This window comes from Pontibacter mangrovi (genome assembly GCF_006385705.1).
GTDB lineage: Bacteria > Bacteroidota > Bacteroidia > Cytophagales > Hymenobacteraceae > Pontibacter > Pontibacter mangrovi.
This window is the reverse complement of the sequence record NZ_VFRQ01000006.1, coordinates 150,937-177,522: the sequence shown is the minus strand read 5'-3', so window position 1 is coordinate 177,522 and position 26,586 is coordinate 150,937. Positions and strand designations below refer to the sequence as shown.

Here is a 26,586-nt window from a genome sequence, read left to right as displayed (position 1 = left end):
AGAAAGGCTACTCCTTATATATATAGGAGTAAATATGATAGAGGATATGCTTATACTAAAATACAGCCACCTGGACAGGGAGAAGCAACTGGTCAAGTTTCTTTCGCATGGAAGTTATGGGATATATCACCTTCTAACGGACATTGTTCTTCTTGAGCCAACCTATGACCTACTGCAATACCACAGCCATACGGACTTGATATGGGCTAAACAAAACGGTTTTTATTTCTCAATTGATGCATATGGTAATAAGACAGACACTGAGAAGATAGCAGAAAAAGACTGGCTATTTATTGACAAAAACGACCGCTGCCCCTCCTGCAATAGTAAAGGGTGCCATGCGTGCTTCGGTTTTGGCAGCGTACCAGCAGGCGGTGATTATAGCTATTATTTCGATGATTGGGATTAGTATTAATTAAAAACAGCGCATACTCAATGAATTATAGTGAGTATGCGCTGTTCCTGCTAAATGTCTAAGTAAATGCGCTTGTCTACAACGTCTAAGGATAGGCTTGTATCTATCACCTCTATCTCAGCTCGATAGCTTTTCAATAATATCCTGAAGTGAGCTTCCTCTCCTAAGTCCTCTACGATGCATAACTGAACAATCCTGTCATTACATGCTTTCTCTCTCTTCTCAGCCTCGTCAATCATTTCCTGAAGAGCATCCTCCATATCGCAGATGCGCCATAGGTAGTTGTAGACCGTAGTTATTGACTTTTCTTCGTGCAAAGTGATTCGATAAGCTCCAAGGTGTGTCTCGTATTCATACGTCAGATGTTCTGCATGCTGTAGCCTCCTGAAGTTCTCAGCATTGCGGATGATGCCATTCACACAAAGGTTGCATTCTGCTTCCTCAGTTGTACCCACGCAGTTACATACTGAATTGGGGACATAAAGGGCAGATATCATCGTCTCATCATTCATGCTCATCTGGCTTAGGTTAAGGTCTCTGTCCACCCACAGGTACTGTCCTTCAGGAGTAATCGCAACCCCCATGCCGTTCGTGAAGAACTTGATGATTGATTTATACGCTGGATGCAAGTCCTTTCGCCCATCTTTCGACTGTAAGCTCAGCCCAAAAAGTTGCTTCTGAGGGCAATACAGTTTGTGGATAGTTATGTCTTTGTCTTTATAGACCTGTTCATTGTTTAGTATTGTCATGTCTGATTTGTCATTTTAACTATATATCACAGACTGAGACTCACACTATGATTTGAGGTAGTAGAGAAGAAAAATAGAAAAGAAGAAGAAATGGATTCCAGAGCTATATATATAGGTAAAAAGAAAAGTATGAGAAGTCTAAAGATTACAGAAGATACCGACCAAAAACTGGAAACGCTAAAGCTCCTGGCGCTTAAAAAATATAAGTTGAGAATGACTAAGGGAACCTTGGTGCGCTATGCGCTGCGAGCGCTTGCAGAAAAAATGGAGTTAATGCTTGACCCAGACAAACCAGCCAACGTGGAAAGTTAGCTAAGATACAGCTTCGGTTGCTACACTGTTCATCGCCTTCTTGACACGTTTTACAGTGGAAAGTCCTTTCTTTACTATCTCAGATATCTTGGTGTCAGGCAGCGCCGAGTGCTTGACCAAGTTCACGATGTCGGAGTGCTTTTTAGTTAGTTGTTCATTAGAGTAAGCAGAACCTTTCACTCTGCCTTTGTAGACATTCTTCTTTTTGGCTTCTGCGATGCCTTCCAATCTGCGGCTCTGCTGGTAGGTCAATTCCATTTCGGCACCAAGACCGAGCATCATAAGCATTGACTTTTGCAGGATGTCGATACGACCATGCTGGTCAGGGGAAAAGGTAAGTGCGCTCGGGTGCTGGACATGCACGGTAATACCATGTTCCTCCACCAAAGATTCGATGGTAGCGATGGTGTGGCTCACCCTTCTGGAAATTCTCGATATCTCCGAAACAAAGATGGTGGTGATGCCTTTCTCTTGGCAGTACTTAATCATCCTCTGATATCCATCCCGCTCCAACGTATGCGTCTTGCCCGTGATGGCATCGCTAAAGAATTTTTCAATCTTGTAGCCTTTGGTTTTTGCAAACTCTTCAACGTTGGTCTGCTGTCGGTACACTGATTGTTGAGTAGTTGAAATTCTACCATATGAAACCGCTGAAATCATAGTCATTTTAGGTTTAGGAATGAGAACACCTTATCTTCTTCTATATGCTACATCTAAGATAAGAAAATATATTCAAATATGGGTATAACCTAATATAGATAGTTGCAAAGTTTATAGATAGGGTGATTGGCTATTAATAAAATAGACCTTATTAATTTTTTATTATGTATATTGTTTATACTATATTTTTTTGACTGAATTTAAAAAGGATTTTGATAGCTGATATATAATGAAGGCGTTTAATGAAATATCATTTCTTGACTTTAAGAATAACTGGCTAAACCAGATTAAAAAAGAAGTAGAAAGCCAAGGCAAAGATTATATCTTGAAAGTCGATGAAGATGATTATGCGGAGTATTTAGAGGCAGAGTACAGACTGATACCTTTAGAGGTTGACTTAAATTCTGAGCATATCGCGCATCCTACAAAAGTTAAAGACTGGGCTGAAGGCAGGAGGTCAGGTGAGCGATATGAAGTCGAAGCATATAAGTGTACTGTTAGTTACAACTTCACAGGTTCTGCCTTGTTATTTAAGGTTCAATCCAATCCTTGGACAATGACCTCATATGAGATTAGTGTAGACGAACGAAACTGTCAGGTGTCTTTCAATTTTAATATTAGAAATCAAGACCCACAGGAGTTTAGGAAATTAAAAGATGAATGCTTCAAACGTGCTTTCACCAACTTACCGAAGCTGAATCAGAATGTTTCTGAAATCAATAATGTTTTAGAGAACACTATCAGGAACTGTATTAAGGTTGAAAAACAGAAATACCTGAAAGAAAACGATTTCTTTGCCGCTATTAATGTAAAGGTAAATAGTGATACCCAATCCGTCTTCACCGCTCCTACTCTAAAAAGGAAGATAGTTCCGCAACCCCAAATCCCCAAAGGCAAAGAATTTGCTTCGGAGCCAGCCATGAGTAGGGAAATGTATTATGATGTCCTCAAGGTTGTATATGACTCTGGTAAAAGTATGGAGAAAAAGCCTGCTCTGTACATTGGAAAAGATGAAGAAGGGCTTAGAGACCAGTTTCTCTTTGTTCTTGAAACAAGATACGTGGGGGTTACGGCAACAGGAGAAACATTCAACCGCTCAGGCAAGACAGATATACTACTTAAATATGCCGCAGATGGAAGCAATCTTTTTGTGGCGGAATGTAAGTTTTGGCATGGTGCATCTGAATATCATAAAGCTATCTCACAACTATTCGACAGATACCTTACTTGGAGAGATTCAAAAGTGGCTATAATGATGTTCGTTCCAAACTCTGACTTCACTAAGGTTCTCAACACTTTGAACGTGGAAACACAAAGACATCCATACTTTAAGAGGAAAATTGGGGAGAGAGGTGAATCATCTTTCTCATATGAGTTTCATCTTCCGAACGATGAGGACAAAACTGTTTACGTTGAAGTGATGGCTTTCCACTATGATAAATAATAACATCAGTTAAGACCAATTAATCTATGTCAGACTTAAGCACAATAGAAAAACATAAGCTGGAAAAGCTGTTCGGTATGGGCAACGGTTATGTTCTTGATTTTTCAGACAAGACCTTCCAAAGCTTTGTATTAGAAGCCACTGGTTATGATATACTCGATGATAAGTATAAATACATGAGTGGCTCAAAAGCTAACAGATTAAGAGGCTTTTGGGAAGAGGAATCGAATTTCACAGTAGGCAAGCTTAGCTTTGACTTAATCGAGTACTGGAAGGGGAAGAAGCTTATTAGGTTTGAGGAAATTACGCCCCCAGAACAAGAACTTTATGAGGAATGTATCAGAATTTCCGAAAGGCTTAAGCAGCAATCGTCCATCGAGCATATTGATGCCATACAAGCTAACAATGAAGACAAAGACTTTTTACTCCTGGCAAAACTAATTAGAGCGAGCATAGAGAAAAACGAACCAGAAGCTGCTCTTGACCGACTTCACACTTTTGTGGTAAAGTATATAAGGGAATTGTGTAGAAAGCATGACATCGGTTACTCAGACAGTGAATCACTTAACAGTATTTTTGGGAAGTATGTAAAGCATATCTTTAATATGGGGGTAATTCAATCAGCTATGGCTGAAAAAATACTGAAGTACTCTATACAAATCATTGATGCTTTCAATGATGTGAGAAATAATAGAAGCTTCGCTCATGACAATTCAATTTTGAACTATCATGAGAGCATATTAATATTTAATAACATATCGAGTTCAATTCAATTTATTAGTGAATTAGAAAGGCAGTTAGCTGAGCAACAGGAGGAATCAGCTTTCGAGTGGGAAAGCCTTAAGTTTAACTAACATCAACTTTTATTTTTTAGGCTTATTAAAGGAATCATCTTTTCATTTTAAAAATCAAACTATAAGAACCACTGTTGTGACTGAACCAGACCTGCTGAAAAACATAGCCGATGTGTTCCTAAATGGAATGGATGAAAGGGTTACCCGTGGGCTTCACTTTATCAAAACAAAGTATAAGAACACTGAGATGCTGAACCTATGTGTCAGTTTCATGGAGTACCATCATTCCGATGCCATAGTAGCAGATGTTGAGAATTTGTTTTATAGAATAGGATACTTCCCTGCCACAGAAGCAGAAATGGAGTTAGACTATTCTATAAAGCATGCTTTGATTGGGTCTTATAAAGCTGCGTTTGCGGATTTACGAAGAGCTATAGAGTTAACTGCTATTAATGTTTACCTGACATCAGAACATTCTAAAAGAGAAGCTTCTTTCGAGTGGATAATGTCGCAGCGTGATTCTCCTTTCTTCTCGACAATGATTGAGTCACTTGCCAAGACTGGAAGATTCAAAGATATCAATGAAGAAGCTAATTGGAAGCAGAACATAAAGCAGTTCTATTGGCGAATTTCAGACTATACGCACAATAAAGGGCAAGCGAAAGGTTACAGAGAACTAAACAAGGTCAACGCACATATGTTCGGCACCTTTGTACCCAATATAAACTTAGAAACCCTTTCATCATTTTTAGATTGCTATATTGAAACCGTAAGGGAAATCACAATCTTCTTAGCACTCTACAATCCAGTCATACTTGTCGGTCTCCCGTTAGAGGACAAATTCGGTTTAAATGGACCAATGTCTGGTTTTTATACAGAGCATCAAGCAGAAGCAATAAATTCATTAATCCCAGAGCCTTATAAGGAATATTTTACACAGCTAATAAAAAAGGATGAGGAAGTAATTGGAGCTGTCGAATCTATCATTTCAATGCCTGATTTAACCAAAGAAGATTTCGATAAACAGGTACAAGCTTTAAAAGGCTACATGGGAGGAAATGGTGAAGATGATAATTAGAAATTACCTTATCGCACTAATGCTGACCATTATTGCTTGTAGTCCGATAATAAGTAGCACAACGGCTAAATCTGAAAGCACTGTCACCTCAAAGGCTTTGCGTGAGAGGCTTATGGAGAAAGTTGAAGCGTTTGAGAAAACTCAATCGGAATATCTGTTTGTTTTGGATGGCTATTTGGTGGCACCCCATGAGGTAGCAAAGCTGAAGGAGCTGAAACCTTCGGACTTGATTGTTGTGGAAGTCCTGAGTCAGCAAGCTGCGAAGGCAATCTACGGTGACGAAGCCAAAGAGAACACGGTGCTTATCAATACCAGTAATATGAACTCCAAGCAAATGCCATAATAACCGTACCCCTATGGACTAAGAACTTTGGTACTTACTTAAAACGGACAGGCAGATGAGCAGCAGGGTATGTTCGGAAACTTCTATGCATACGGAGCGCATTTAGGGGAAGCATTGGATAATACCATCGAAGCTGCTAAGCTGGAACGTTTCAACAACCCGAACCTGGTGGAAGCCTCCCTACTGGAAAGCTTTGATGTGATTGAAGAGAGGGATAAATTAGTCGCTCTCTCTGATATAGTGTATGTGCGAAACACCACCTATTCCTACCCCTTAAGTGACCCAGACAAGGAGTTTATCCCACCAGTGGATGTTGTCAAAGCAACGGGCGAAGACGAGCATGATTATGAATTGATTGCTAAACAATTTGTCGCCTACGCTCAGGACCGACAGCGGAGTCTTCGAGTTTGAACTGGTGGTCGCCAAGGACAGCCTCAGTCAAGTCTTCTTCAAAGCGATTGAGTTTTTACCTTCAGTAGATGGATGTTGGATATACGTACAGAGCCACTGGAACAACGAAAAAATGAACTATGGGCGGATAGTTTCATAAAGTACTGTAGAATCTTATGTTTTACATTTTATTCTTCAGTCATAAGTTCATCGCTCAACAGGTTATTAAGTTTCCTTTTACTTTCTATACGCTGCTTTCTATATGATAAATCAATCACTATATCGTTTAGTGCTTGCCGCCCCTTCATTTTTGTTTTAGGGTTAAAAGGTATAATTGAAGGATAACCTGAGTAATTTACTTTTAAAGCTGTTGCTTCATCTTCCCTTTCGTAATACCAATAGTAAGGAGTATCATCAGTATTGTAATCTTCTTCACCATCTTCATTTATATCATGAAACAGTAGTACAAAATAACCATAGTAATTTTCTTCGGTTAAGAAGTATGTTATGTTTGTGTATTCTTCTTTTTCACCATCACGATACCAATCAAGCTTTTTTAACTCATGTACTATATAATCTAATACATCTCTTACAGTTAAACCTAACTCTTCATTATCTACTTCAGATAATATTCTTTCATTATAAGCTTTAGATTCTGCTTTTCTTTGAGCTATTCTTGCAGCTTCTTCTTCAGGTGTTTCATGACTGCGGTTTAGTTTATTTTCCATATTGCAAATATACTATATAATATTGGGAAAAGCAATAATTATTGTATTATAAATATGGTAATTCCGCTCTAAAGTAAAATAGTCTATTTTTGCATTTTATTAGTTTGTACTATGCTTATGTGGCTTGAAAATATGTTATATAATTGTCTTTTAAAATATAAAATAAGCTACCTAAATAAATTAGTACTCATCGCTTGTCGTATTTCCCTCGCTGCGGGGTGTTTATTATCAACTTATTAAAAGAGTTTATGATTGGTGATTCTTGGTCTACAATATTGTGTGGCAGTGCTGCCATCCGAACAACATACGTATTCGAAACATAACTTACACTAACATAAGTATAGAATTCATTCATCTGAAGCTCTCCGTGACGAGCCGATTCCTGAAAATTCATGAATATCGCTTTTGCCAATTCAGCTATGTCCTTGTAATCATCCCGTGTAGAGTATCCACATAATTCTGCAACCATTGCGCATTCCTCACATATAGGTTCGCTGTGTCTATCACCATAATGATAGATGTCTTTTGCCTCATATAGTTCGTGGTTGAATATGTAGGTGGCATAGAGTAGGTTTTCATCAAAAATAACTTCTACCTGCCTACCTATACGTCTGCTTCTTTCCTGTTGTAAAACCCTGGCATATTCCCTGTTGAGAGTGACTAACTGTTCCCTCGTAAGGAAAGAGAAATCAGATTGTGCGACACCTCGGAATGAAAGGAGCATAAAAATGATGGTTGACAATAATTTCATTTGGTAGGGATGTATAGCTATCGTTTCAGTAGGATGAGAGCAGTTATGGTCCAAAGTTCATAGGCAGTAAACTATCTCGTCTATAAGTAAAGGTGATTGACGATGATTTATTGAGTGGCTTTCTTTATCACCGAAATCTGGCGCTAACGGATAAGTGATTGCGAACCGACACGGTTAAGGAAGTCTTGGTATTTCTTACTATCCCATATCAGACCAATCACCGCAACGTATCACATGGAATTGCATAAAATCTCATGCATTCCAAGCGATGACTAACAAGGGAGCAAAATCTCAACAGGTGTAATAATGCTACCAAAGCACCTTTTGCCATCGTAGCCGAGTTTTAACACGAGTATACCCGTTTATAAACGGATAATACGTATATAATTGGATAGCTAAATTGCACTGAAACACCTCTTTTTTTACCAGTGACAGCAAGTTTAAATAAGCCAACAGCTAAGGAAGAGCGGATAAGTACTGCTGGTTTGCCCAGATGTAGCAGGCTCATGACTTTCAATCATCTCATTATTTGGTATGCCGACTCTAAAAAGTGGTGGGAGAAAGCTGGTTTACCACATTATTCTTTATATTGTATAGGAGTAATATTATGGAAGACGACCTCGAAATAGCCCTCAAAAAGCCAGTTTCACCCTTGGGAAAGGTCAGAACCACTTCCGTACATAGTGCAGATAAGCGTATGTTTACGCTTATCCAATAGTTGGCAAAAATAAAAAGTCATAGAAAAGAGAATGATAGAAACTGACAATCAAAGCCTCCATAGTTTTGCACAGCAAGTGTTGGTAGTCGTCTCACATATGGTAACCTTGGTTATAGTTCAGTTCATACTTATGCTATTCGTAGGTATAGTAGTTGGAATGGGACCAGAAAGTACAATGGAAGGTTGGGTAGAAGCTTTTGCCATTCCTCCTGTTCTCGCTACAATTTTCTACAGCTATTACAGATTAAGGAAGCAGTATGTGAAGGTACTGGTGTATTCATTATTGAACTTGGTCCTTTTGGCTGCGGAAATCTACTTATATGTGGAAATTCTAAAATGGGATATTGCTTATGGCTTCATGATAATCATCTTGTCAGGAGCTTTTATACCATTGAATTATCTCTTTTTAAATTTGCTAATAGATAGAAAAAGGTAAAATTACAGTTGCCAACAAAGTGCATCCTTTAGGCTCAGCTACGCCTCGCCCATCAGCTGCACGAGTAACGTTACCAGCAATTAAAATTATAAAGAATCATATTTGAAAAAGAAAATACCCTTCAAAAAAAGGTTTCTACTATCGCTACCATTGCTACTAATAGGTTCTGGATTTGTGATTTGGCTTATTTTAAAACCCGAATATGATTACCATTACTATAAACTGAATGATTGTGAGAACAGCTATTTAACAGCAATCATTTATTGGGAACCTGGTGAACGTGGGGTAATTTTAGCAAAAGGGAAACATGAAAATCTGCCAACAAATGATTTTCTTATTTACAGGGGTTTAAGCGGCTTTGATGCTTATTTTAGAGCCGTTGCAACTTGTGAAAATGGTACTGTGATTGTTAACTCTATTGAACACTTCTTTTATAATCAAAAAGGTTCAAAGGATATAAAGCCAAGGATTTTATATTCTGATACCTACAAGGAATTAAGAGAAGAAGGTAACGGTATAGAAATAGAACTTTATTAAATAACAAACTGGTAACCAAGCCTATACGGCAGCTACGCAGCCGCATAGCCAAGTCCGTTCTCTGTAACTTAATTTATGAAAAAAGTTTTTACACTTTTGATAATGCCTTTCTTGCTCTTCCTCTTTGGGTGCAAGCAAGAAGGTGAAGGCTTAGAAGAAGAGTGTGAAAATTTCCAGTTTTTGAACGTGATTTATCCTGGGGAAAAGGTAAGTGTAAGCTTTAACTCAAAAAAAATATTTGAGAGTACTTATAATGGAAAAGGTGGTTTGGGTCTTCACAGACTTTGTGTTGATTATACTGATACCTTTAAAGTGAGTCTAAGAGTAGTTAAAGGTGACAGAACAGTAATTGACACCTCAATGATAGGTTATTCAAAAGATGGAAAGTACTTATTACGCCTTCCAATGGGTGACCCAAAGCCAGAAATTGCAAATGTAGTGTTTGCTGATACAACAGGAGAATTATATGGAGAGATACCGAAGGATTCTCTACTTAGAAAGGCTTTTCTTGAACCTACATGGCTTCTCACTGACTAAGAGTAACCATGAGAAAAAAGCTTCAGAGAACAAGGTGCAGCTTAAACCCTTGCTACGCTACGGGCTTCGGCTGCACGAACTACGTTGGCGTACATTGGAGTTATGAATAAAAGCATCTTCAGAATTTTTTACGTTCTTATGCTCCTATGGCTAAGTCAAGGGTGCGGTGAATCTGAAGAAACATTTACCTACTACCGTTTCCCCGATAATGGAAATGAGGAGAAGGTAATAACGAAGGTGGTGCTTGATAATAAAATATACTTTGTAAACTCATACTACAATAAGAAAGAAGAGCCTGAAGCTTACATTTCACCGTTATCAGGTTTGGATAACTACTATGTTTGTTATCTTCATCAGAACGGTGATGAATCATACTTAATAACAAATATGGGTGAATGGCAGGTAGTGGGAGAGCCGAAAGACTTCATCCTAATTGATAAAGCAGAAAACTTCAATGAAGTGACAGCAGACAAATCAGGGAAGTATAAATTATCGACAGGAAACATAAGACCATAACAAAATAAAGTAACCTTAACCTGCACAGGCTTCATCCTTGTTTGCGCCTCGCCAGCAACCTGTCTAAACAGCTACCCAAATTAATCACTAAATGCCAAACGTCCTCAACTTCACTTTAATAGCAACAGGCGCATTCGTTTTTTGGGCTTTGAAAGGGTTTAAGGGGAAATTCAATGATGAGATGGTCGGACCCTATGACCGTTCTTCCAAGAGAGTAAGAAATATCACCGCTGGTTCAATAGCGTTGATTATAATTTTAATCGCCATTGGGAGTCTTTAGCAAATCATAGTGAAGACTATCTCAAATTAGACGAGCAACTATAACTTTCAACATGCGCCTTATGTGAAAAGGTACTGCCAGACACCAAAATGCTTTGCCCTCAATGTTACGGACTCGCCAAGGCTTATCAACCCCGAAGTAACGCCTGCAATCGCACGCTCACCAGTATGCTTGGTTGAGATAACATGTAAGTCTATGCTTCTGGATAAATCGAAGCATACTTCTACTGGTGCGTTTATGGGTGTTTCAAGGCGGATAATGGACATAGGCTTAGCTCTCTGGGTAAGCGTTGATTTAATTTTTAAAAACCTCTTTTACCCTCTCTGAACGCAGCATATATGGAATCACGATGATGCACATCACGGCTACCCTTACCAGAGAAAAATAGTCAATCCGCTCTGAGAATTTCGAGGACAGGGCAATAGAGATAAACACAATGTAGACCAGATTCAGCAGGAAAAACGAGATGAAAAGCAAAGGAGTCCACCGTTTTCTTGTAAAGAAGCCTACCGCTGTCGCAATTGCTATCACGACCAAAAGAAGCGCATATATCAGGTTAGCCAAATCAAATGTGGCGTTTTGAATCAGCCCCTTGGCTGCTTTAAACCCATTATATGCTACCATAAACAGCAGGAGGTAGAGCCATAAGCCGTAACCAGGCTTCCTTCCCTCGTCTTCGAAGGCGTTCTCGTTCAGGATGCTTTTCATGCTCGCTTAGGCTATACTGTTCTCGATTTCCTCCCGTATCACCTCAAACTCACGCCCATTAATCACCCCGAGTTTAAACAGCCAGGCGAACTTGCTCATTTCTCTCTGCGGGTCATTATCGTAATCAATGCTCAGGTACTTGTCCTGAAGATAGCTGTTCCTGCTCTTGTAGATGCGCTCAACCACCTCATCATGCTGTTTGTCTTGCAGGATGAACATGTTGATGTCGCCAGCGGTCTTGATTACGGTGAAGGCAGCCTTCGACCTGTGGTAGAGGAAAAAGAAAGTGGGGCAGGCGAGCATGAACATCCACGCCCAAAATTTGGTGCCGTAGAAGATGTTTATCGCCAGGAACAAAGCACCCACCACACCAGCGTAGATAGCGTTGTTCTTAAAAGCTTTATTGCTTTCGTAGAACTCGTACTTGTCGTTTAGGATGTTCTCGTATGGCACCTTCTCAGTTCTGTTGGTGGTATCGTCCTTGATGCAATAGGTGAGGTAGTTTTCCCCAAGCTCAATGGAGATGTTGTTCTTGTTTTTCTTCTGGTGAAAAATCATGGTTATTGGTGTGATAGTTTAATCTCGGATTTCTTCTCTTACAGGCTTTACATCCTGTGGTATATCAGCTTCGGAACCCACGGGAATGTACGCTGCATCGAACGAGCCTTGGTAGTGGAAAAGCCTGCCCCAGACTTTGTTTTTTACTTCGACAGATATCTTGAACCTGCTCTCCGCATCATCATACCACTCGCACACATCCGCATAGCCCGAAAACAGCATCGGGAACTTAAAGCCGATGATACCCTCGTAGAAGCGCTGCTCACCAGAGCGGAGCCTTAGACCTCCGTTCGCTGTTACCGAGAAATCTATGTTCACAGCCAGGTGCTGGTGTGTGCCAAGATAGTCTATTACCTGCTTCCGTTTCTCGCTGTATATCATGGTGGCATCAAATCGTCTTACCTTATAGGGGAACTGGTACTTCCGTACCCATGTCACCGTTTCCCTGCCGAAGCTGTCAACGTAAGCGTAGTTCTCAATGGTGAAGGGGATGTTCTTGCCTTTCTGCGGGAACATGATGTTGCGCCACGTGCCGACATACAGGAAGGGTAGGGTGTATAGCTTCCCGTAGCTAACCTCATGCATGGTACCCGTGCCGATGGAGGCTATTCCATCCTTACTGCTGAAACCGAATCGTTTCTGTATCTGGGGATGCAGTTTTTCAAATTCCTTTCCCAGTGCTTTCTGATAGATTGACGTCATTTCCGTTGTTTGGTGATACAGTTGGAGGCTCTTGGTACATGCTTTATGTTTATGATGGCAACTAATGATAGCCCTATCATGGCGATGTTGAGGGAGAAGGGGTTGAACGGTAGCGCATAGACAGAGGCATCACTGAGCAAGGCTCCCAAGCCAAGTAGGGTCAGGGCAGCGATGTTTATGCCATGTACCAGCTTTGTTTGTGAGAGTAGCAGTATAAGACCCCAGGCTATTTCGGCTATGCCGACAGCCATCAGAATTTTTTCTTCAAAGCCCGAGAACAAGCCAGATTGCCGAAGAATCTCCAATTCACCCGTGTCGGTGAAGAGCAGCTTTGGCACGATGCCTTGGTAAAGCCAGATAACCGACAGTATGATGGAAGAAAGCAGGACTGTAATGTGTGAGGTGATTGCTTGTTTCGGGTGTATACCCTTCTCAATCCAGTTCCTGAGGCAATCAAAGCTCCAAGCCGTAGCCCAAACCATCAGAGGTCGGAAGATAAGCTTGTCGATGGTTTGTCCAAGCGTTCCCCATCGGGTTTCATAGTCATAACCCGTGTAAAACTTTACTCCGTTTGCCTCTGGTTTGTATTTCCAGTAACCTGAGCCTTGGCTGATAAGCGATATACTGCTGTCGGATGAGAACCTAAGGACAGACGTGCTTTCTCCGTTTGTTTTCGTCTTGGTCGCCACGCTTTCACCAATTCCGCTTACATTTATTCCAAAGCCAATGTCGGTGGAGTAATGAAACCTCTGCAAGTCAACCGCCTCGTCTTTGGGAAGGTACTTTATCTCAGAGAACCTTAAATCCCATTGCTGGTGAATATGAGGCTCCTGCGTATAAGACCACAGTGTTTCGAGGCTGCATGCAATGCTGGTTTCAATATAGAGGGGTTTCCTTACCACTGTTAAATTTTATGGAAATAGTTGTTACCGCCCTCATTTATAGGTGGATACAGGGATATGCTGTCAATCCAATAAAACAGGAATTGAATATAGTAAAAAATATCAATTTTGTACTCAGTGCTTCTGGCAGAAAGGCTGCTGTATCTCAATCGAAGAAAATAGTAATTGTTCAATGCCCACACACCCGAATGCTCATTCGAGATAACGTATAAGTTAACGCCCCATTGATAAGTCAAAGCAGGCTTGTCAATGGGACGTTGATGGGTATTTTAAGATTTATAATGGAAGGTGAGTTCTATAGTTCAGAACGAATGCCAGTAATTGTTCTTTTTAATCTTGTCTCATGTTCGTGAACCTGATGTATACCTACTTCAGTAATCAGACTGATAAGCAGTTGGTTTTCATCATCCATAACATCCACGACTGCAAACTCAGAAACAAGTTCTTTTGCATTTGCTAAGAAATTACAGAGGTCATTCTTATAGGCTTCCAGACTCCAATTCGGAATCTTCCAATTCCTCTGGTTTATTTTCTTCGTTTTGAGAATATCATTTTTAATAAGCTGCCTGATTTTATCTGGTGAAACATTCAATATCTCAGCAGCCTGTTTGGTGGTGTAAAACTGTTGGCTGTTGATTGAGAACAGAGGATTTGCTTCATGTAATCTTATTTCCAGTTTTAGGTCACTACAAAGGATAGTTAGTTTGTCTATGTTGGCTGATATAGTTTCCAGCATCTTTGCCTTGTCCACAGCTACCCCAATCCTCTGATTTACAAAAGAGATAGCCTCTGACTTTTGCAGGCTATACTTCTCTAATAGTTCACTGTATATTTCTTTTTTAATCACTGCCTTTCGTTTAAATGCTCATTAAATCTGCAAAATCTTTGATGTCTTCCTCTGGGGCAAGCTGTATATACTTATCGAACTCCTTCTCACTGGTATGCCCTGTGAATTGCATGATTGAGCGTTTGGTCTTAGTGCCAGAATGATAAGCAATTGTGGCGAATGACCTTCTGCCACTGTGACTACTTGCAAGATTAAAGTACACTACTTGTTTAACTTGCTCATACTTGCCTCTTCGCTCTGTGATATAAACTAATTTATCTTCCTGTTTTAAGAAGTCACGATAGAACTGCTTCAAAAATACTTTGATACACTTATTGTATTTTGAATCGCTCATGTTCATATCAAAGTTATGCTTCTGCAACAGTTTAACTACAGACTCATTAGAGTTTAAGAGAAATTGACCTTTTGTTTTTTTTGCTGTTTGCTTCCCCAGACCTATATGATGCTTCTTTATAGCTCGCAAATCAGAGACCCTGTTACCTGTTAGTACGCTAACGAGGAAATAATCTTTTGCCCGAATCAACACATCTCGACTTACTCCCTTCAACTTCTCCACAGAGTCAATAAGCTCTGGATAGTAATCATCCTTTATGGAATCTTCGAAATTGTTTGACGCCAAGAGCCTCACTTCGCTCATTTCCCGAAAAGCGAACTCTACATTGCTATATTCGGTCAAGTTATAATCTCTTATGCTTTTCCTCAATGCATCTTTAATGTTATTATAGTCGGTGCTTAACTTCTTTTCGTTTATGACCCATTTTATGAATGACCTTAGGGCGTCCAGCCTTTTGAGCAGCGTGTTGTTGTTCATGCCAAAGTGAGCATCAAATGAAACTGGTTCTGATAGCCTATGCTTAGGTTTAGCAACAATAATGTTATCACTTAACCGCTTAGGCTTGTAAAAGAGCAGGAAGTCAATGAAGTCCCCTATAAACTTCTCATCAATCTCGTTGAAATAGTATTGTCTGTTTTTATATGCCCAGAATTGGGTTAGTGCGGAATCTAATGCCCTGACAACGCTCTTACTGTTTCGTGGTTTTTCGTCAAAGCCACTGGTATACTCAGATAGGTAATCACTTATGTAGGTGTAGCTTTTCTGGCTTTTACCCTTGAAGTTGGTAAGTAGTGAGTCCAACTGTGCTGCGGTAGGCTTTACTAAGTGTTCTCGCTCAAAATCTTCGATGATAGTTTCTATCTTGAGTTGAAGTTCATCGAGTTTCTTTTTGTCGTCCTGAAAGGATGATGGGTTTAGGGCATTGTTCTTTTTGAACCCTTTGTCCTTAGTGAACTGAGCCTTGTCCTTTACATAAACCTTGGTCTTATACCTTTTTATACCATCACGTGAATAGTATATTTTAATGTGAAGTTTGCTACCTTCCTTGACAACAATAAGCGAGGTATGCTCGTCCAGACGTGCCATTTTCTTTCGTCAAATTTTCGTCAATTTAGTCAAAATTTAGTCAAAAAACAAATAATAAGTTGTATATAGTTGTAATGGTATTTATCGTTTTATTGATTGATAATATATTGATATTCAATAGATTGTTATTTTATTTGAGTTTAGAGTTGTAAGTAGTTGTTTAAAAAGTGCAGTCCCTCACTCTCTGCAAAGCCTGCAAACGAAAGTTTGCAGGCTTTTTTGTTTTTGCAGCCTTCCATAGACAACGCGGCTTTGGCCCAGAATCTAGGAGCGTTGAAAAGCATAGTATATTGTACGAAGTGTTTTCTATCGTAGAATACGGTGAGTCGCTCAAGTATAAGCCTGTTCATGCTTTGTCTAGAATGCCTATTGCTGCGCATCTTCAAGCGTTTTTTTAAAAAGGTGTGAAAGCTAGAAAATTCCAATCCGTTAACGCAACTACTTCCACAATGACAAACCATACCTTCAAATCAAGTATACTTTTCTCTTTGCTGATGCTGGGCGCCTGCCAATCGCAGAAGCCGGGTAGCGCGAGCACAAACGGCAGCGCCATCTGGCAGTCGGAGACGTACGCGGTTTACCCCGACAGCGTGGTGCAGGGGGAGTATGTGGCGCGCGTGGTGTCGCCTACCGAGCTAACCTCCAACTATAAAAGCCAGGCCAACGCGTTCAAGAGCCCGGGCATCACGTTTAAGTTCGCCATCAACGGCCGCGACAACGAGATGAAATCCGGCTCAGACCACTTCTTTAACTGCCTGAGCGGCAACTGCCAGACACCGCTGATCCCCTTCGGGGAGCAGTACGTGGACAAGACGCAGGTGCCCAACAACACCTACCTGGAGCCTAACTCTAAAATGACGGTGCGCCTGGACATGCGCCCGGTGCTGGAGGCTTTCGAGAAGCAGGGGTTTTATACCACCAAGACTGGCGACAAGATATACAAAGAGGATTTCCGGGGCGTGTACATCGCCGGCGGCACCGCTCCGCTGAGTTGGGACTTTGACAACATGCACCGCAACGAGGGCGCCAAGATGCAGGACACCGACGGAGACGGCATCTACGAGATCACCCTTACGCTGAATGCCCCTGCAGACGACAAATCCACGGCGACGCACTGGGAAATGAGCAAAGACGTGTCGGCTTTCCCGCAGTACTCTTCCGACTATGCGGTAACGGACGCCCTGTACAACCTGGCGCTGGAGGAGATGATCAACGCCGTGGAGCCGGACAGCACTTTCCGTACCGGCAAGGAGTGGGCCGGCGTCTGGACGCGCGACATCAGCTACAGTATCATCCTGAGCATGGCGCAGCTGCAGCCGCAGGTATCCAAGTATAGCCTGATGCGCAAGGTGCAGAACGGTAAAATTATACAGGATACCGGCACCGGGGGCGCCTACCCTGTCTCCACCGACCGCATGATCTGGGCCACCGCCGCCTGGGAAGTATACAAGGCCACCGGCGACAAAACCTGGCTGCGCGATACCTATGAGATCATCACCAACTCGATCGAAGATGACCTGCTCAACGCCTTTAACCCGCAGACGGGGCTGGTGAGCGGCGAGTCCTCTTTCCTGGACTGGCGCGAGCAGACCTACCCACGCTGGATGCAGCCGGCTGATATCTACGAGTCGGAGAACCTGGGCACGAACGCCGTGCATTTCCAGGCCAATAGGGTGGCCGCGATGATGGCCGAGGAACTGGGCAAGCAGGAGGCGGCTGAGAAGTATAAAAAGACTGCCGAGCGCATCAAAGAAGGCATTAACCAGCAGCTGTGGCAGGAGGAGCGGGGCTATTATGGCCAGTACCTGTACGGCCGCAACTATAAAGTCCTTTCGCCGAAGGCGGAGGCGCTGGGCGAGGCCCTGACGGTGCTGTTCGGGGTGGCCGATGCGGAGCGCAGCAAAACCATTGTGGCCAGCACGCCGGTCACAGACTACGGTACCCCGAACATATTCCCGCAGATCCCGGGCATCCCGCCCTACCACAACAACGGCATCTGGCCCTTTGTGCAGTCCTACTGGAGCCTGGCGGCGGCGAAGGCCGGCAACGAGAAAGCCCTCACCGAGAGCATCAGCGCCATCTACCGCCCGGCTGCCCTTTTCCTGACGAACAAGGAGAACTTCGTGGCCAGCACCGGCGACTATGCCGGCACGCAGATCAACTCGAGCAACATGCTGTGGAGCTTGGCCGGTAACCTGAGCATGGTCTACAAGGTGTTCTTCGGGATGAACTTTGAGGCCAATCAGCTGGTGTTGAAGCCCTTTGTGCCGAAAGCCTTCGCGGGTAACCGCAAACTGACCAACTACAAGTATCGGAATGCGGTGCTGAACCTGGAGATGAGCGGCTATGGCAACGAGATCAAATCCATTATGATGGACGGCAAACCGCTGGAGAACGCAACGATTCCGGCAAGTATAACCGGCGAGCATAGCATTAAAATTGAGCTAGCCAACAACGAGGCAGGCGGAGAGGTGAACCATGTGGCGATGTATACTTCGCCGGAGACGCCGAAGGTAAGTTATACTTCCGGCAAGCTCAGCTGGCCCGCCGTGGAAGGCGCCGTGGCCTACCAGGTGATGCGAAACGGAAAGGAGCTGGAGAAAACCGAGAGCACCAGCCTGAACGTGGACGCCAATAGCTACGCCGAATACATGGTGCTGGCCGTGGACGGGAACGGCGTAACCTCCTTCGGCAGTGAGCCGGTGGTCGTGGTGCCGGACAAGTATAAACTAGTGTACGAGGTGGAGAAATCCGCGCCCAAAGCCAGCTATGCCTACCGCGACTACTCCGGAACCGGCTTTGTGGAGCTGAGCAAGCAGCACAACAAGCAGGTGCAGGTGAAGGTAGAGGTGCCGGAAGACGGGGTGTATGCCATCGATTTCCGCTACGCCAACGGCAACGGCCCGATCAACACCGAGAACAAGGCCGCCATCCGCACGCTTCAGAAAGACGGCAACTTTGTGGGCACCATTGTGCTGCCGCAGCGCGGGGTGGATGAGTGGAGCAACTGGGGCTTCACCAACTCAGTGGAAGTGCCGCTCGAGAAAGGCAGCCATACCATTTCCCTCAGTTTTGAGCCCAACAACGAGAACATGAACGTGGAGGTAAACCAGGCGATGGTGGACTACATGCGCGTGATCAAGATCAAATAGACGGCTAGGATAGCGACTAAAAATCGCCTGTGGCTTTTGTGCTGCAGGCGATTTTTTGCTTTCTGCCGGTAATTCCTGCCTGCCAAAGAGAAGACAAACTTTGCAGGGCATGCTGAAAGTATGGCTGAAGCTTATAATTTAGCGGCTTGAATCAATCCATACTTAAAATCCATACTTCATGCACTCCTTTCTTTCCGGGCCAGGATTAAAGCACGGCCGCGTTTCTTTGCTTTTACTGTTGCTGAGCCTGTGGCTGTTGCCGCAGCAGGAAACCCAGGCGCAGGTAATCTATACCGGGGGCTCCAACATGCAGTTGCTCTACGGCCGTCACCTGAACCAGCCGGCCGATCTGGCTACCATTACCGTGGAGCATTTCGGTATGGTGGGGGCTTTTGAGCATTTTGGCTTTGCCGATCTTTCCAATGACGTGAGCCTGGCCAACCCGGACCTGTACATGGAGTGGTACCCGAAACTGAGCTTGAGCCGCGCCTCGGGCAGCGAGGTGAGCTTTGGCCCTGTGAGCGATGTGCTGGTAGGCGGCGGTGTAAACGTGCTCTTTGGCGGTAGCGAAGACTTTTTTGTGTACCTGCTCGGTCCGGCCTTCAAGTTTAAGCTGCCGGGGCAGGGCCTGCTGCAACTGGAGACTTTCTACTATAAGCAGCACGGCGGGGAGTACAGCGGCACGTATCAGTTCACGCCCAGCTGGGATATTCCGTTGCCAGCCTCCGAAAAAGTACATTTCCGCTTCCGCGGCTTCATGGACTTTATCGGCGATCGCGGCCCGGGCACCACGCAGTACCTCACGCAGCCGCAGCTCTTGCTAGACCTGGGCAACCTGGGGGGCAAACCGGGGAAGATCTACGGCGGCACCGAGTGGCGCTACTGGCACAATGTAATCGGGCTGGAGGGAGTAAACGAGTCTATCCTGCAGGCCAATATCCTGATCAACCTTTGACAGGTATAAAGTATAAAAAAACAGCCCTGCCCGGCACTCAGCCAGGCAGGGCTGTTTTTTTTTTTCGGGGCTGGGCTAGGTTTGGCAATTGGGAGGCCCCTGCTTAAAAACAATGTTTAACCGCTAACCAAGAGGCTTATAGCAGTAGGGGCTTAAATTAATATCATATAAAAAACTGATCACTCACTTGATTTTAAATTGAATTTCAGATATATTGATCTCTGATGTTGTCATATCGATAGCTGGACCTTCTTCTGTCTTTGCTTTTTATACTTTGTAGGAGCCGGTCCTTATCGTTTGTTCTTCGTTTGATTTAATCTAACCACCAAACTAGTTATAAGCATTCACCCATATGGCGGATAACGTATATGATGCGATTGTGGTAGGCTCAGGGATTTCTGGCGGATGGGCTGCCAAAGAGCTTACTGAAAAAGGATTGAAAACCATTTTGCTGGAGCGTGGCCGAAACGTGGAGCACGTGAAAGACTACGTAAATGCCCGAAAAGACCCCTGGGACTTTCCGCACCGCGGCAGGCGCACGCAGCAGATGATAGAAGATTACCCGGTGCTGAAGCGCGACTATCCGCTGCAGGAGACCAACCTGGATTTTTGGGTGAATGAAAAGGAGAGCCCTTATACCGAGATCAAGCGCTTTGACTGGTACCGCGGCTACCAGGTAGGAGGCCGTTCCCTAATGTGGGGCCGCCAGAGCTACCGCCTCAGCGACCTCGACTTTGAGGCCAACCTGAAAGACGGCATTGCCGTGGACTGGCCCATCCGCTACAAAGACCTGGCTCCCTGGTACAGCTACGTGGAGAAATTTGCCGGCATCTCCGGCTCCCGCGACGGTATTCCGCAGCTGCCGGACGGCGATTTTATGCCGCCCATGGAAATGAACTGCGTTGAGAAAGACGTGGCCCAGCGCCTGAAAGACCACTACAAAGGCGACCGCCACATGATCATCGGGCGTGTGGCCAACATCACGCAGCCGCACCACAACCGTGCCAACTGCCAGTATCGCAACAAGTGCTGGCTGGGCTGCCCGTTCGGAGGGTATTTCAGCACGCAGTCTTCCACGCTGCCGGCCGCGATGGCCACGGGCAACCTGACGCTGCGCCCTTTCTCTATTGTAACCAAAGTAATTTACGACAAGGATACCAAACGCGCCAAAGGCGTGGAGGTGCTGGACGCTGAGACAAACCAGACCTACGAGTATTTTGCCAAAGTCGTCTTCCTGAACGCCTCTACCCTGAACACCACCTGGGTGCTGATGAACTCGGCCACTGATGTATGGGATGGTGGCCTGGGCAGCAGCAGCGGCGTGCTGGGCCACAACCTGATGGACCACCACTTCCGTGCCGGTGCCTCCGGCGTTGCCGAAGGCTATGAGGACAAGTATGTGTACGGCCGCCGGCCAAACGGCATTTACATCCCGCGCTTCAGAAACGTGAACGGCGACAAGCGCGATTACCTGCGTGGCTTTGGCTACCAGGGCGGTGCGGGCCGTGAGGGCTGGGGCCGTGAGATTGCCGAGTTGGGCATTGGCGGCGATTTGAAAGATGCGCTAAGCGAGCCGGGACAGTGGACCATGGGCATCACGGGCTTCGGCGAAACGCTGCCCTACCACGAAAACAAAGTCACCCTCGACAAAGACAAAAAAGACAAGTGGGGGCTGCCGGTGCTGGCCATCGATGCCGAGATAAAGGAAAACGAGAAGAAGATGCGCAAGGACATGATGGCCGATGCCCAGGAAATGCTGGAGGCCGCCGGTCTGAAGGACGTGCATACCTACGATGCCGGCTACGCGCTGGGGCAGGGCATACACGAGATGGGCACGGCGCGCATGGGCCGCGACCCTAAATCCTCCGTGCTGAACGCCCACAACCAGGTATGGGATGCGCCAAACGTATACGTGACCGATGGCGCTGCCATGACCTCGGCCGGTTGCCAGAACCCGTCGCTGACCTACATGGCCCTCACAGCCCGGGCGGTAGACCACGCGGTGGGAGAGTTGAAACGCCAGAATATCTGATTTTAATTTCCTGCCGGCTAGCGCCCACCGCGGGCGCTAGCCGGCAGGACGTTTCTATACTTCCTATTATGCATCTTAGCCGACACAACTATGTCTGAGAACAAAGACCCGAACACCCCTAACAGCTCCAGAAGAAACTTTATGAAAGCCGGCGCACTGGCCGCAGCCGGTTTCTTTATTGTGCCCCGCCATGTGCTGGGCAAAGGTTTTATAGCTCCAAGCGATAAGCTGGTGGTGGCTGGCGTTGGTGTAGGCGGCATGGGCGGCAACGATGTGGCCGGCGTGTTTAACAGCGGCAAGGCCGACATCGGCTTCCTTTGCGACGTGGATGACCGCAGGTCTGAAAAATCACGGCAGAAGTTTCCGAACGCCAAGTACTACAAAGACTGGCGCGAGCTGTTTGAAAAGGAAGGGAAAAACTTTGATGCCGTCACCGTGTCCACACCGGACCATAACCATGCCGTGGTGGCCATGGCGGCCATGCAACTAGGCAAGCACGTGTATGTGCAAAAGCCCCTGACGCACGACATTTACGAGGCCCGTATGCTGACCGATGCCGCCAAGCGCTACAAAGTGGTGACGCAGATGGGCAACCAGGGCTCCTCGGGCGACGGCGTGCGGCAAATGCGCGAGTGGTACGATTCCAACGCCATTGGCGATGTGCACACCGTTTATTGCTGGACAAACCGTCCCGTATGGCCGCAGGGCATTCCGTGGCCAAGCACCAAAGCCGAAGTGCCGAAGGAACTGGACTGGAACCTGTGGCTGGGCACCGCCCCCTATACCGATTATGTAGACAAGCTGGTGCCGTTTAACTGGCGCGGCTGGTGGGACTATGGCACCGGCGCCCTGGGCGATATGGGTTGCCATATTGTGGAGGCGCCGTTCAGCGTGCTCAACCTGAAGTATGCCAAAGATGTGCAGGCAAGCGTGGGCAGCGTATACGTGGATGAGTTTAAGCGGGGCTATTTCCCGCAAAGCTGTCCGCCCTCAAGCCACGTTACCCTTACCTTCCCAAAGACAGACAAGACAAAAGGCGAGGTAACGGTACACTGGATGGACGGCGGCATACAGCCGACGCGTCCCGAGGAACTGGGAGCCGATGAAGTGTTTGGAGACGGCGAGAACGGCACGCTATTTATCGGCACCAAGGGCAAGATGATGGCGGGCTGCTACGGCGAAAACCCGCAACTGCTGCCAACAAGCCGCACCCAAAGCTTTCAGGTAAAAGACAAGTATAAACTAGCGCGCGTACCCGGCAGCGCGGGCGGCCACTACAACCAATGGGTGGAGGCTTGCCAGGCAGGGTACGGCAACAAAGCGGTCAGCTCTCCGTTTGAGATCGCCGGTCCGCTGACCGAGGCGCTGCTGATGGCAAACCTGGCCATTAGGGGCATAGACATCCGCGTGCCGAAAGCTGACGGAAAAGGCTATAGCTACCCGGGCCGCGACCTGACGCTGCTTTGGGACAACGACCAGATGCGCGTGACCAATTTTGACGAGGCGAACCAGTTCGTGAAGCGGGAGTACCGCAGCGGCTGGACCCTGGGCGTCTGATAAAGCCTGTTTTTAAGAAAAGAACGAACCCCTGTTAAGTATAAACACATGAACAGAAGAGAAGCATTAAGTGCTGTAGGCTGGATACTGGGCGGCACCCTGGTGAGCGCCGACCTGCTGGTAGCCTGTACATCCAAACCCACCAAGGTAAACGACCTGTTTGATGTAGACCAGGTGGCTTTCCTGAACGAGGTAGGCGAAACGATACTGCCTGAGACCAGCACCCCGGGCGCAAAGGCCGCCGATGTGGGCAGCCTGATGGCGGTGATGGTGCAGGACTGCTACACCAAAGAGGACCAGGACATCTTCCTCAAAGGCATCTCGCAGATAGACGAAGCCAGCGAAGACAAGTATGGCAAGAAATTCATGAAGCTTGACCAGAAGCAGCGCACGGCCCTGCTCACGGCCCTGGACCAGGAGCAGCAGAAATACCAGGCGGAGAAGGCGCCGGAGGCCCCGAACCACTACTTCCGGATGATGAAGGAGCTGACCCTGTTCGGGTTCTTTACCTCGGAAGTAGGCGCTACCAAAGCCCTGCGCTACGTAGAAACCCCGGGCCGTTACGACGGCTGCATGCCTTACAAGAAAGGCGACCGGGCCTGGGCCACTTAAGTATAAACTGCTCGCGCCGTGACCATCGTGGCAGCGCAGAAGTATAACTCAAGACAAAGTATAACGCAGGGCATGAGCCGCAGCGTATACTTTGTTTTTCTGTTGAACGTGCTCCTGGAATGGAGTTGAAATTTGGATAAAGAAACATGTCAGATAAATTACGTTTGGGTATGATTGGAGGCGGCCCCGGTGCCTTTATCGGGGGCGTGCACCGTATCGCCGCGCAACTCGACGGGGAGTATGAATTAGTATGCGGCGCCTTCAGCAGCGATCCAGAAAAGTCTAAAGCCAGTGGCATGGAGCTGGGCCTAAGCCCTGAGCGGGTCTACCGTTCTTACCACGAGCTTTTTGAACGGGAGCGACAACTGCCCGAGCAGGAGCGGGTGCAGGTCATCAGCATCGTGACGCCTAACCATGTGCACTTTGAGCCGGCCAAACTGGCCTTGGAGAATGGCTTTCATGTGGTGCTGGACAAACCCATGACCTTTACCCTAGAGGAGGCGCTGGCGCTGCGAAAGGTGGTGGAAGCCTCCGGCAAGCGCTTCTGCCTGACCCATACCTATACCGGTTACCCCATGGTGAAGGAAGGCCGCCAGGTAGTGGCATCCGGCCAGTTGGGCAAGATCCGGAAAGTATACGTGGAATACCCGCAGGGATGGCTGAGCCGCTTTGAGGAGGGCAGCGACAACAAGCAGGCCTCCTGGCGCACCGATCCCAGCAAAAGCGGCAAAGCGGGGGCTATGGGCGACATCGGCACCCACGCTTTTAACCTGGCCGAGTATGTGAGCGGCCTGACCGTATCCAAGCTTTGCGCAGACATCAACACGGTGGTAGAGGGTCGCCAGCTGGACGACGACGGCGCCGTGCTGCTGAAGTTTGCGAACGGAGCCAGCGGTGTGCTGATGGCCTCGCAGGTAGCGGCAGGGGAGGAGAACAACGTGAAAGTGCGCGTGTACGGCGAGCACGGCGGCGTGGAGTGGCAGCAGAGCGATGAGAACACGCTGCTAGTAAGGTGGCTGGACAAGCCTGCTGAAATCCGGCGCACCGGCACGGGCTACGTCAGCTCCTACGCCCAGCACAACAGCCGCACCCCTGCAGGTCACCCGGAAGGATACCTGGAGGCCTTCGCCAACCTGTACCGCAACTTTGCCCTCTGCGTAAAGGCAGACCTGGCCGGCCAGCCCACCCAACCGGAGTGGGAAGACTACCCGGGCGTGGAAGACGGAGTGCGGGGCATGGCCTTTATCGAAGGCGTGATCGCTTCCGGTAAGTCAGACCAGAAGTGGATAAACTTTAGCATAGAAGCATAAGGGAGTGAGGCAACGTGTAACTGGAACTTCACGCCAAGCTCATTCCCACACTTAAAATGTAATCATCAACTATGAATACCATAAAAGGACCCGCTGTATTTATCGCCCAGTTCGTACAGGACCAGGCCCCGTTCAACAACCTGAAAGACATCAGTAAATGGGCCGCTGATTTAGGGTATAAAGGTATCCAGATCCCGACACACGATCCCCGCTTCATCGACCTGCAGAAAGCAGCCGAGAGTAAAACCTACGCCGACGAGATCAACGGCATCGTGCGGGAATCGGGCGTGCAGATAACCGAGCTGTCGACGCACCTGCAGGGACAGCTGGTGGCGGTGCACCCGGCCTACGACACCTTGTTCGACGGGTTTGCCCCGGAAGCGTACCGCAACAACCCGAAGGCAAGACAGGAGTGGGCGGTGCAGCAGCTAAAATATGCCGCCAAAGCCTCCCAAAACCTGGGACTGAACGCCTGCGCCACCTTTAGCGGGGCCTTGCTTTGGCCCTACGTATACCCTTGGCCGCAGCGTGCCGCTGGCCTGGTAGAGACGGGCTTTCAGGAGCTGGGCAAGCGCTGGACACCGATCCTGGATGTGTACCAGGACTGTGGCGTGGACCTTTGCTACGAAACCCACGCCGGCGAGGACATTCACGATGGCATCACCTACGAGATGTTCCTGGACGAGGTGAACCAGCACCCGAGTGCCTGCCTTCTCTACGATCCTTCGCATTTTATACTGCAGGCGCTGGACTACCTGGAGTTTATCGACATTTACCATGAGCGCATCCGCATGTTCCATGTGAAAGACGCCGAGTTTAACCCATCGGGCAGGCAGGGCGTGTATGGCGGTTACCAGGGCTGGGTAAACCGGGCCGGCCGCTTCCGCTCGCTCGGCGACGGGCAGGTTGACTTTAACGGCGTATTCAGTAGGCTCACCCAGTATGATTACAAGGGCTGGGCGGTGCTGGAGTGGGAGTGTGCCCTGAAGCACCCCGAAGACGGCGCCCGCGAAGGCGCGCCTTTTATCCAGGACCACATCATCCGGGTAACCGAGCGGGCCTTCGACGACTTTGCCGCCTCCGGCATCGACCAAAGCATGAACAAAAATATACTGGGCTTATCATAACATACCACCACAACAC

28 protein-coding genes are annotated in these 26,586 nt (G+C 46.5%); 18 read left to right on the top strand and 10 right to left on the bottom strand.

Annotated elements, in window-relative coordinates; genetic code table 11:
- Window positions 1-34: 34 nt before the first annotated feature.
- Window positions 35-409, top strand: coding sequence for a hypothetical protein (locus tag FJM65_RS12635; RefSeq protein WP_140621901.1), 375 nt, complete (start codon window positions 35-37; stop codon window positions 407-409).
- A 56-nt stretch (window positions 410-465) separates the two neighbouring features.
- Here the strand turns inward: FJM65_RS12635 and FJM65_RS12630 are convergent, their stop codons facing one another.
- Window positions 466-1,164, bottom strand: a complete 699-nt coding sequence (locus tag FJM65_RS12630) for a hypothetical protein (protein WP_140621900.1) — start codon at window positions 1,162-1,164, stop codon at window positions 466-468.
- Window positions 1,165-1,293: 129 nt separating this feature from the next.
- Between FJM65_RS12630 and FJM65_RS12625 the strand changes: the two genes are divergently transcribed.
- Window positions 1,294-1,476 (top strand): hypothetical protein, encoded by a 183-nt coding sequence (locus FJM65_RS12625; RefSeq protein ID WP_181163711.1) that lies wholly within the window; start codon window positions 1,294-1,296, stop codon window positions 1,474-1,476.
- On the opposite strand, the gene FJM65_RS12620 is transcribed toward FJM65_RS12625, so the two are convergent.
- The gene (locus FJM65_RS12620; protein WP_140621898.1) at window positions 1,477-2,136 is read right to left on the bottom strand and encodes a recombinase family protein; all 660 of its coding nucleotides are present in this window, start codon (window positions 2,134-2,136) and stop codon (window positions 1,477-1,479) included.
- A 229-nt stretch (window positions 2,137-2,365) separates the two neighbouring features.
- Between FJM65_RS12620 and FJM65_RS12615 the strand changes: the two genes are divergently transcribed.
- The 5 genes from FJM65_RS12615 to FJM65_RS12595 all read left to right on the top strand — a co-directional run bounded on the left by FJM65_RS12615 (window position 2,366) and on the right by FJM65_RS12595 (window position 6,206).
- On the top strand, window positions 2,366-3,580 hold the full coding sequence (locus tag FJM65_RS12615) for a hypothetical protein (RefSeq protein ID WP_140621897.1): 1,215 nt from the start codon (window positions 2,366-2,368) through the stop codon (window positions 3,578-3,580).
- Between the two features lie 26 nt (window positions 3,581-3,606).
- On the top strand, window positions 3,607-4,434 hold the full coding sequence (locus FJM65_RS12610) for an abortive infection family protein (protein ID WP_140621896.1): 828 nt from the start codon (window positions 3,607-3,609) through the stop codon (window positions 4,432-4,434).
- 76 nt (window positions 4,435-4,510) lie between these two features.
- The gene (locus tag FJM65_RS12605) at window positions 4,511-5,452 is read left to right on the top strand and encodes a hypothetical protein (RefSeq protein WP_140621895.1); all 942 of its coding nucleotides are present in this window, start codon (window positions 4,511-4,513) and stop codon (window positions 5,450-5,452) included.
- Between the two features lie 19 nt (window positions 5,453-5,471).
- On the top strand, window positions 5,472-5,795 hold the full coding sequence (locus tag FJM65_RS12600; RefSeq protein ID WP_140621894.1) for a hypothetical protein: 324 nt from the start codon (window positions 5,472-5,474) through the stop codon (window positions 5,793-5,795).
- A gap of 69 nt (window positions 5,796-5,864) precedes the next feature.
- Complete coding sequence (locus tag FJM65_RS12595) at window positions 5,865-6,206, top strand: hypothetical protein (protein WP_140621893.1); 342 nt, start codon at window positions 5,865-5,867, stop codon at window positions 6,204-6,206.
- A gap of 167 nt (window positions 6,207-6,373) precedes the next feature.
- Here FJM65_RS12595 and FJM65_RS12590 read toward each other — a convergent pair whose 3' ends face one another.
- Window positions 6,374-6,913, bottom strand: a complete 540-nt coding sequence (locus FJM65_RS12590; protein WP_140621892.1) for a hypothetical protein — start codon at window positions 6,911-6,913, stop codon at window positions 6,374-6,376.
- Window positions 6,914-7,100: 187 nt separating this feature from the next.
- Window positions 7,101-7,637, bottom strand: a complete 537-nt coding sequence (locus tag FJM65_RS12585) for a hypothetical protein (RefSeq protein ID WP_140621891.1) — start codon at window positions 7,635-7,637, stop codon at window positions 7,101-7,103.
- Between the two features lie 776 nt (window positions 7,638-8,413).
- Here FJM65_RS12585 and FJM65_RS12580 point away from each other — a divergent pair.
- The 4 genes from FJM65_RS12580 to FJM65_RS12565 all read left to right on the top strand — a co-directional run bounded on the left by FJM65_RS12580 (window position 8,414) and on the right by FJM65_RS12565 (window position 10,408).
- Entirely contained in the window at window positions 8,414-8,818 is a 405-nt protein-coding gene (locus tag FJM65_RS12580; protein WP_140621890.1) for a hypothetical protein, read from the top strand.
- A 102-nt stretch (window positions 8,819-8,920) separates the two neighbouring features.
- A complete protein-coding gene (locus tag FJM65_RS12575; protein WP_140621889.1) occupies window positions 8,921-9,355 on the top strand; it encodes a hypothetical protein in 435 nt (144 codons plus the stop codon).
- Window positions 9,356-9,430: 75 nt separating this feature from the next.
- Window positions 9,431-9,892: a hypothetical protein gene (locus FJM65_RS12570; protein ID WP_140621888.1), complete on the top strand. Its 462-nt coding sequence runs from the start codon at window positions 9,431-9,433 to the stop codon at window positions 9,890-9,892.
- A 102-nt stretch (window positions 9,893-9,994) separates the two neighbouring features.
- Window positions 9,995-10,408 (top strand): hypothetical protein, encoded by a 414-nt coding sequence (locus FJM65_RS12565; RefSeq protein ID WP_140621887.1) that lies wholly within the window; start codon window positions 9,995-9,997, stop codon window positions 10,406-10,408.
- 574 nt (window positions 10,409-10,982) lie between these two features.
- Here the strand turns inward: FJM65_RS12565 and FJM65_RS12555 are convergent.
- The 6 genes from FJM65_RS12555 to FJM65_RS12530 all read right to left on the bottom strand — a co-directional run bounded on the left by FJM65_RS12555 (window position 10,983) and on the right by FJM65_RS12530 (window position 15,825).
- Window positions 10,983-11,396, bottom strand: a complete 414-nt coding sequence (locus tag FJM65_RS12555; protein WP_140621886.1) for a DUF2569 family protein — start codon at window positions 11,394-11,396, stop codon at window positions 10,983-10,985.
- A gap of 6 nt (window positions 11,397-11,402) precedes the next feature.
- Window positions 11,403-11,954, bottom strand: a complete 552-nt coding sequence (locus tag FJM65_RS12550) for a hypothetical protein (RefSeq protein ID WP_140621885.1) — start codon at window positions 11,952-11,954, stop codon at window positions 11,403-11,405.
- Between the two features lie 18 nt (window positions 11,955-11,972).
- Window positions 11,973-12,656, bottom strand: a complete 684-nt coding sequence (locus FJM65_RS12545; RefSeq protein WP_140621884.1) for a DUF4166 domain-containing protein — start codon at window positions 12,654-12,656, stop codon at window positions 11,973-11,975.
- Entirely contained in the window at window positions 12,653-13,558 is a 906-nt protein-coding gene (locus tag FJM65_RS12540) for a DoxX-like family protein (RefSeq protein WP_140621883.1), read from the bottom strand. Before FJM65_RS12540 ends, FJM65_RS12545 begins: the two co-directional genes overlap by 4 nt.
- A gap of 295 nt (window positions 13,559-13,853) precedes the next feature.
- Window positions 13,854-14,405 (bottom strand): helix-turn-helix domain-containing protein, encoded by a 552-nt coding sequence (locus FJM65_RS12535; RefSeq protein ID WP_140621882.1) that lies wholly within the window; start codon window positions 14,403-14,405, stop codon window positions 13,854-13,856.
- A gap of 10 nt (window positions 14,406-14,415) precedes the next feature.
- A complete protein-coding gene (locus FJM65_RS12530) occupies window positions 14,416-15,825 on the bottom strand; it encodes a phage integrase SAM-like domain-containing protein (RefSeq protein WP_140621881.1) in 1,410 nt (469 codons plus the stop codon).
- Window positions 15,826-16,274: 449 nt separating this feature from the next.
- Here FJM65_RS12530 and FJM65_RS12525 point away from each other — a divergent pair, with 449 nt between their 5' ends.
- The 7 genes from FJM65_RS12525 (at window position 16,275) to FJM65_RS12495 (ending at window position 26,570) form a co-directional block, all read left to right on the top strand.
- Window positions 16,275-18,977 carry an alpha-L-rhamnosidase-related protein gene (locus FJM65_RS12525; RefSeq protein ID WP_140621880.1) on the top strand — a complete coding sequence of 901 codons (2,703 nt, stop codon included), beginning with the start codon at window positions 16,275-16,277 and terminating at the stop codon, window positions 18,975-18,977.
- 226 nt (window positions 18,978-19,203) lie between these two features.
- Window positions 19,204-19,932, top strand: coding sequence for an outer membrane protein OmpK (locus FJM65_RS12520; protein ID WP_140621879.1), 729 nt, complete (start codon window positions 19,204-19,206; stop codon window positions 19,930-19,932).
- A 352-nt stretch (window positions 19,933-20,284) separates the two neighbouring features.
- The gene (locus FJM65_RS12515; RefSeq protein WP_140621878.1) at window positions 20,285-21,964 is read left to right on the top strand and encodes a GMC oxidoreductase; all 1,680 of its coding nucleotides are present in this window, start codon (window positions 20,285-20,287) and stop codon (window positions 21,962-21,964) included.
- Window positions 21,965-22,054: 90 nt separating this feature from the next.
- Complete coding sequence (locus tag FJM65_RS12510) at window positions 22,055-23,521, top strand: Gfo/Idh/MocA family protein (protein ID WP_140621877.1); 1,467 nt, start codon at window positions 22,055-22,057, stop codon at window positions 23,519-23,521.
- Between the two features lie 48 nt (window positions 23,522-23,569).
- A complete protein-coding gene (locus tag FJM65_RS12505) occupies window positions 23,570-24,133 on the top strand; it encodes a gluconate 2-dehydrogenase subunit 3 family protein (protein ID WP_140621876.1) in 564 nt (187 codons plus the stop codon).
- Between the two features lie 146 nt (window positions 24,134-24,279).
- Window positions 24,280-25,443: a Gfo/Idh/MocA family protein gene (locus tag FJM65_RS12500; protein ID WP_140621875.1), complete on the top strand. Its 1,164-nt coding sequence runs from the start codon at window positions 24,280-24,282 to the stop codon at window positions 25,441-25,443.
- 71 nt (window positions 25,444-25,514) lie between these two features.
- Window positions 25,515-26,570, top strand: coding sequence for a sugar phosphate isomerase/epimerase family protein (locus tag FJM65_RS12495; RefSeq protein ID WP_140621874.1), 1,056 nt, complete (start codon window positions 25,515-25,517; stop codon window positions 26,568-26,570).
- Window positions 26,571-26,586 lie beyond the last annotated feature (16 nt).

Excerpts from the sequence above, each read along its gene's own strand:
- FJM65_RS12635 (WP_140621901.1), top strand. The coding sequence starts at position 35 with ATGATAGAGGATATGCTTATACTAAAATACAGCCACCTGGACAGGGAG.
- FJM65_RS12630 (WP_140621900.1), bottom strand. The coding sequence starts at position 1,164 with ATGACAATACTAAACAATGAACAGGTCTATAAAGACAAAGACATAACT.
- FJM65_RS12625 (WP_181163711.1), top strand. The coding sequence starts at position 1,294 with ATGAGAAGTCTAAAGATTACAGAAGATACCGACCAAAAACTGGAAACG.
- FJM65_RS12620 (WP_140621898.1), bottom strand. The coding sequence starts at position 2,136 with ATGATTTCAGCGGTTTCATATGGTAGAATTTCAACTACTCAACAATCA.
- FJM65_RS12615 (WP_140621897.1), top strand. The coding sequence starts at position 2,366 with ATGAAGGCGTTTAATGAAATATCATTTCTTGACTTTAAGAATAACTGG.
- FJM65_RS12610 (WP_140621896.1), top strand. The coding sequence starts at position 3,607 with ATGTCAGACTTAAGCACAATAGAAAAACATAAGCTGGAAAAGCTGTTC.
- FJM65_RS12600 (WP_140621894.1), top strand. The coding sequence starts at position 5,472 with ATGCTGACCATTATTGCTTGTAGTCCGATAATAAGTAGCACAACGGCT.
- FJM65_RS12595 (WP_140621893.1), top strand. The coding sequence starts at position 5,865 with ATGTTCGGAAACTTCTATGCATACGGAGCGCATTTAGGGGAAGCATTG.
- FJM65_RS12590 (WP_140621892.1), bottom strand. The coding sequence starts at position 6,913 with ATGGAAAATAAACTAAACCGCAGTCATGAAACACCTGAAGAAGAAGCT.
- FJM65_RS12585 (WP_140621891.1), bottom strand. The coding sequence starts at position 7,637 with ATGCTCCTTTCATTCCGAGGTGTCGCACAATCTGATTTCTCTTTCCTT.
- FJM65_RS12580 (WP_140621890.1), top strand. The coding sequence starts at position 8,414 with ATGATAGAAACTGACAATCAAAGCCTCCATAGTTTTGCACAGCAAGTG.
- FJM65_RS12570 (WP_140621888.1), top strand. The coding sequence starts at position 9,431 with ATGAAAAAAGTTTTTACACTTTTGATAATGCCTTTCTTGCTCTTCCTC.
- FJM65_RS12565 (WP_140621887.1), top strand. The coding sequence starts at position 9,995 with ATGAATAAAAGCATCTTCAGAATTTTTTACGTTCTTATGCTCCTATGG.
- FJM65_RS12555 (WP_140621886.1), bottom strand. The coding sequence starts at position 11,396 with ATGAAAAGCATCCTGAACGAGAACGCCTTCGAAGACGAGGGAAGGAAG.
- FJM65_RS12550 (WP_140621885.1), bottom strand. The coding sequence starts at position 11,954 with ATGATTTTTCACCAGAAGAAAAACAAGAACAACATCTCCATTGAGCTT.
- FJM65_RS12545 (WP_140621884.1), bottom strand. The coding sequence starts at position 12,656 with ATGACGTCAATCTATCAGAAAGCACTGGGAAAGGAATTTGAAAAACTG.
- FJM65_RS12530 (WP_140621881.1), bottom strand. The coding sequence starts at position 15,825 with ATGGCACGTCTGGACGAGCATACCTCGCTTATTGTTGTCAAGGAAGGT.
- FJM65_RS12525 (WP_140621880.1), top strand. The coding sequence starts at position 16,275 with ATGACAAACCATACCTTCAAATCAAGTATACTTTTCTCTTTGCTGATG.
- FJM65_RS12515 (WP_140621878.1), top strand. The coding sequence starts at position 20,285 with ATGGCGGATAACGTATATGATGCGATTGTGGTAGGCTCAGGGATTTCT.
- FJM65_RS12510 (WP_140621877.1), top strand. The coding sequence starts at position 22,055 with ATGTCTGAGAACAAAGACCCGAACACCCCTAACAGCTCCAGAAGAAAC.
- FJM65_RS12505 (WP_140621876.1), top strand. The coding sequence starts at position 23,570 with ATGAACAGAAGAGAAGCATTAAGTGCTGTAGGCTGGATACTGGGCGGC.
- FJM65_RS12500 (WP_140621875.1), top strand. The coding sequence starts at position 24,280 with ATGTCAGATAAATTACGTTTGGGTATGATTGGAGGCGGCCCCGGTGCC.
- FJM65_RS12495 (WP_140621874.1), top strand. The coding sequence starts at position 25,515 with ATGAATACCATAAAAGGACCCGCTGTATTTATCGCCCAGTTCGTACAG.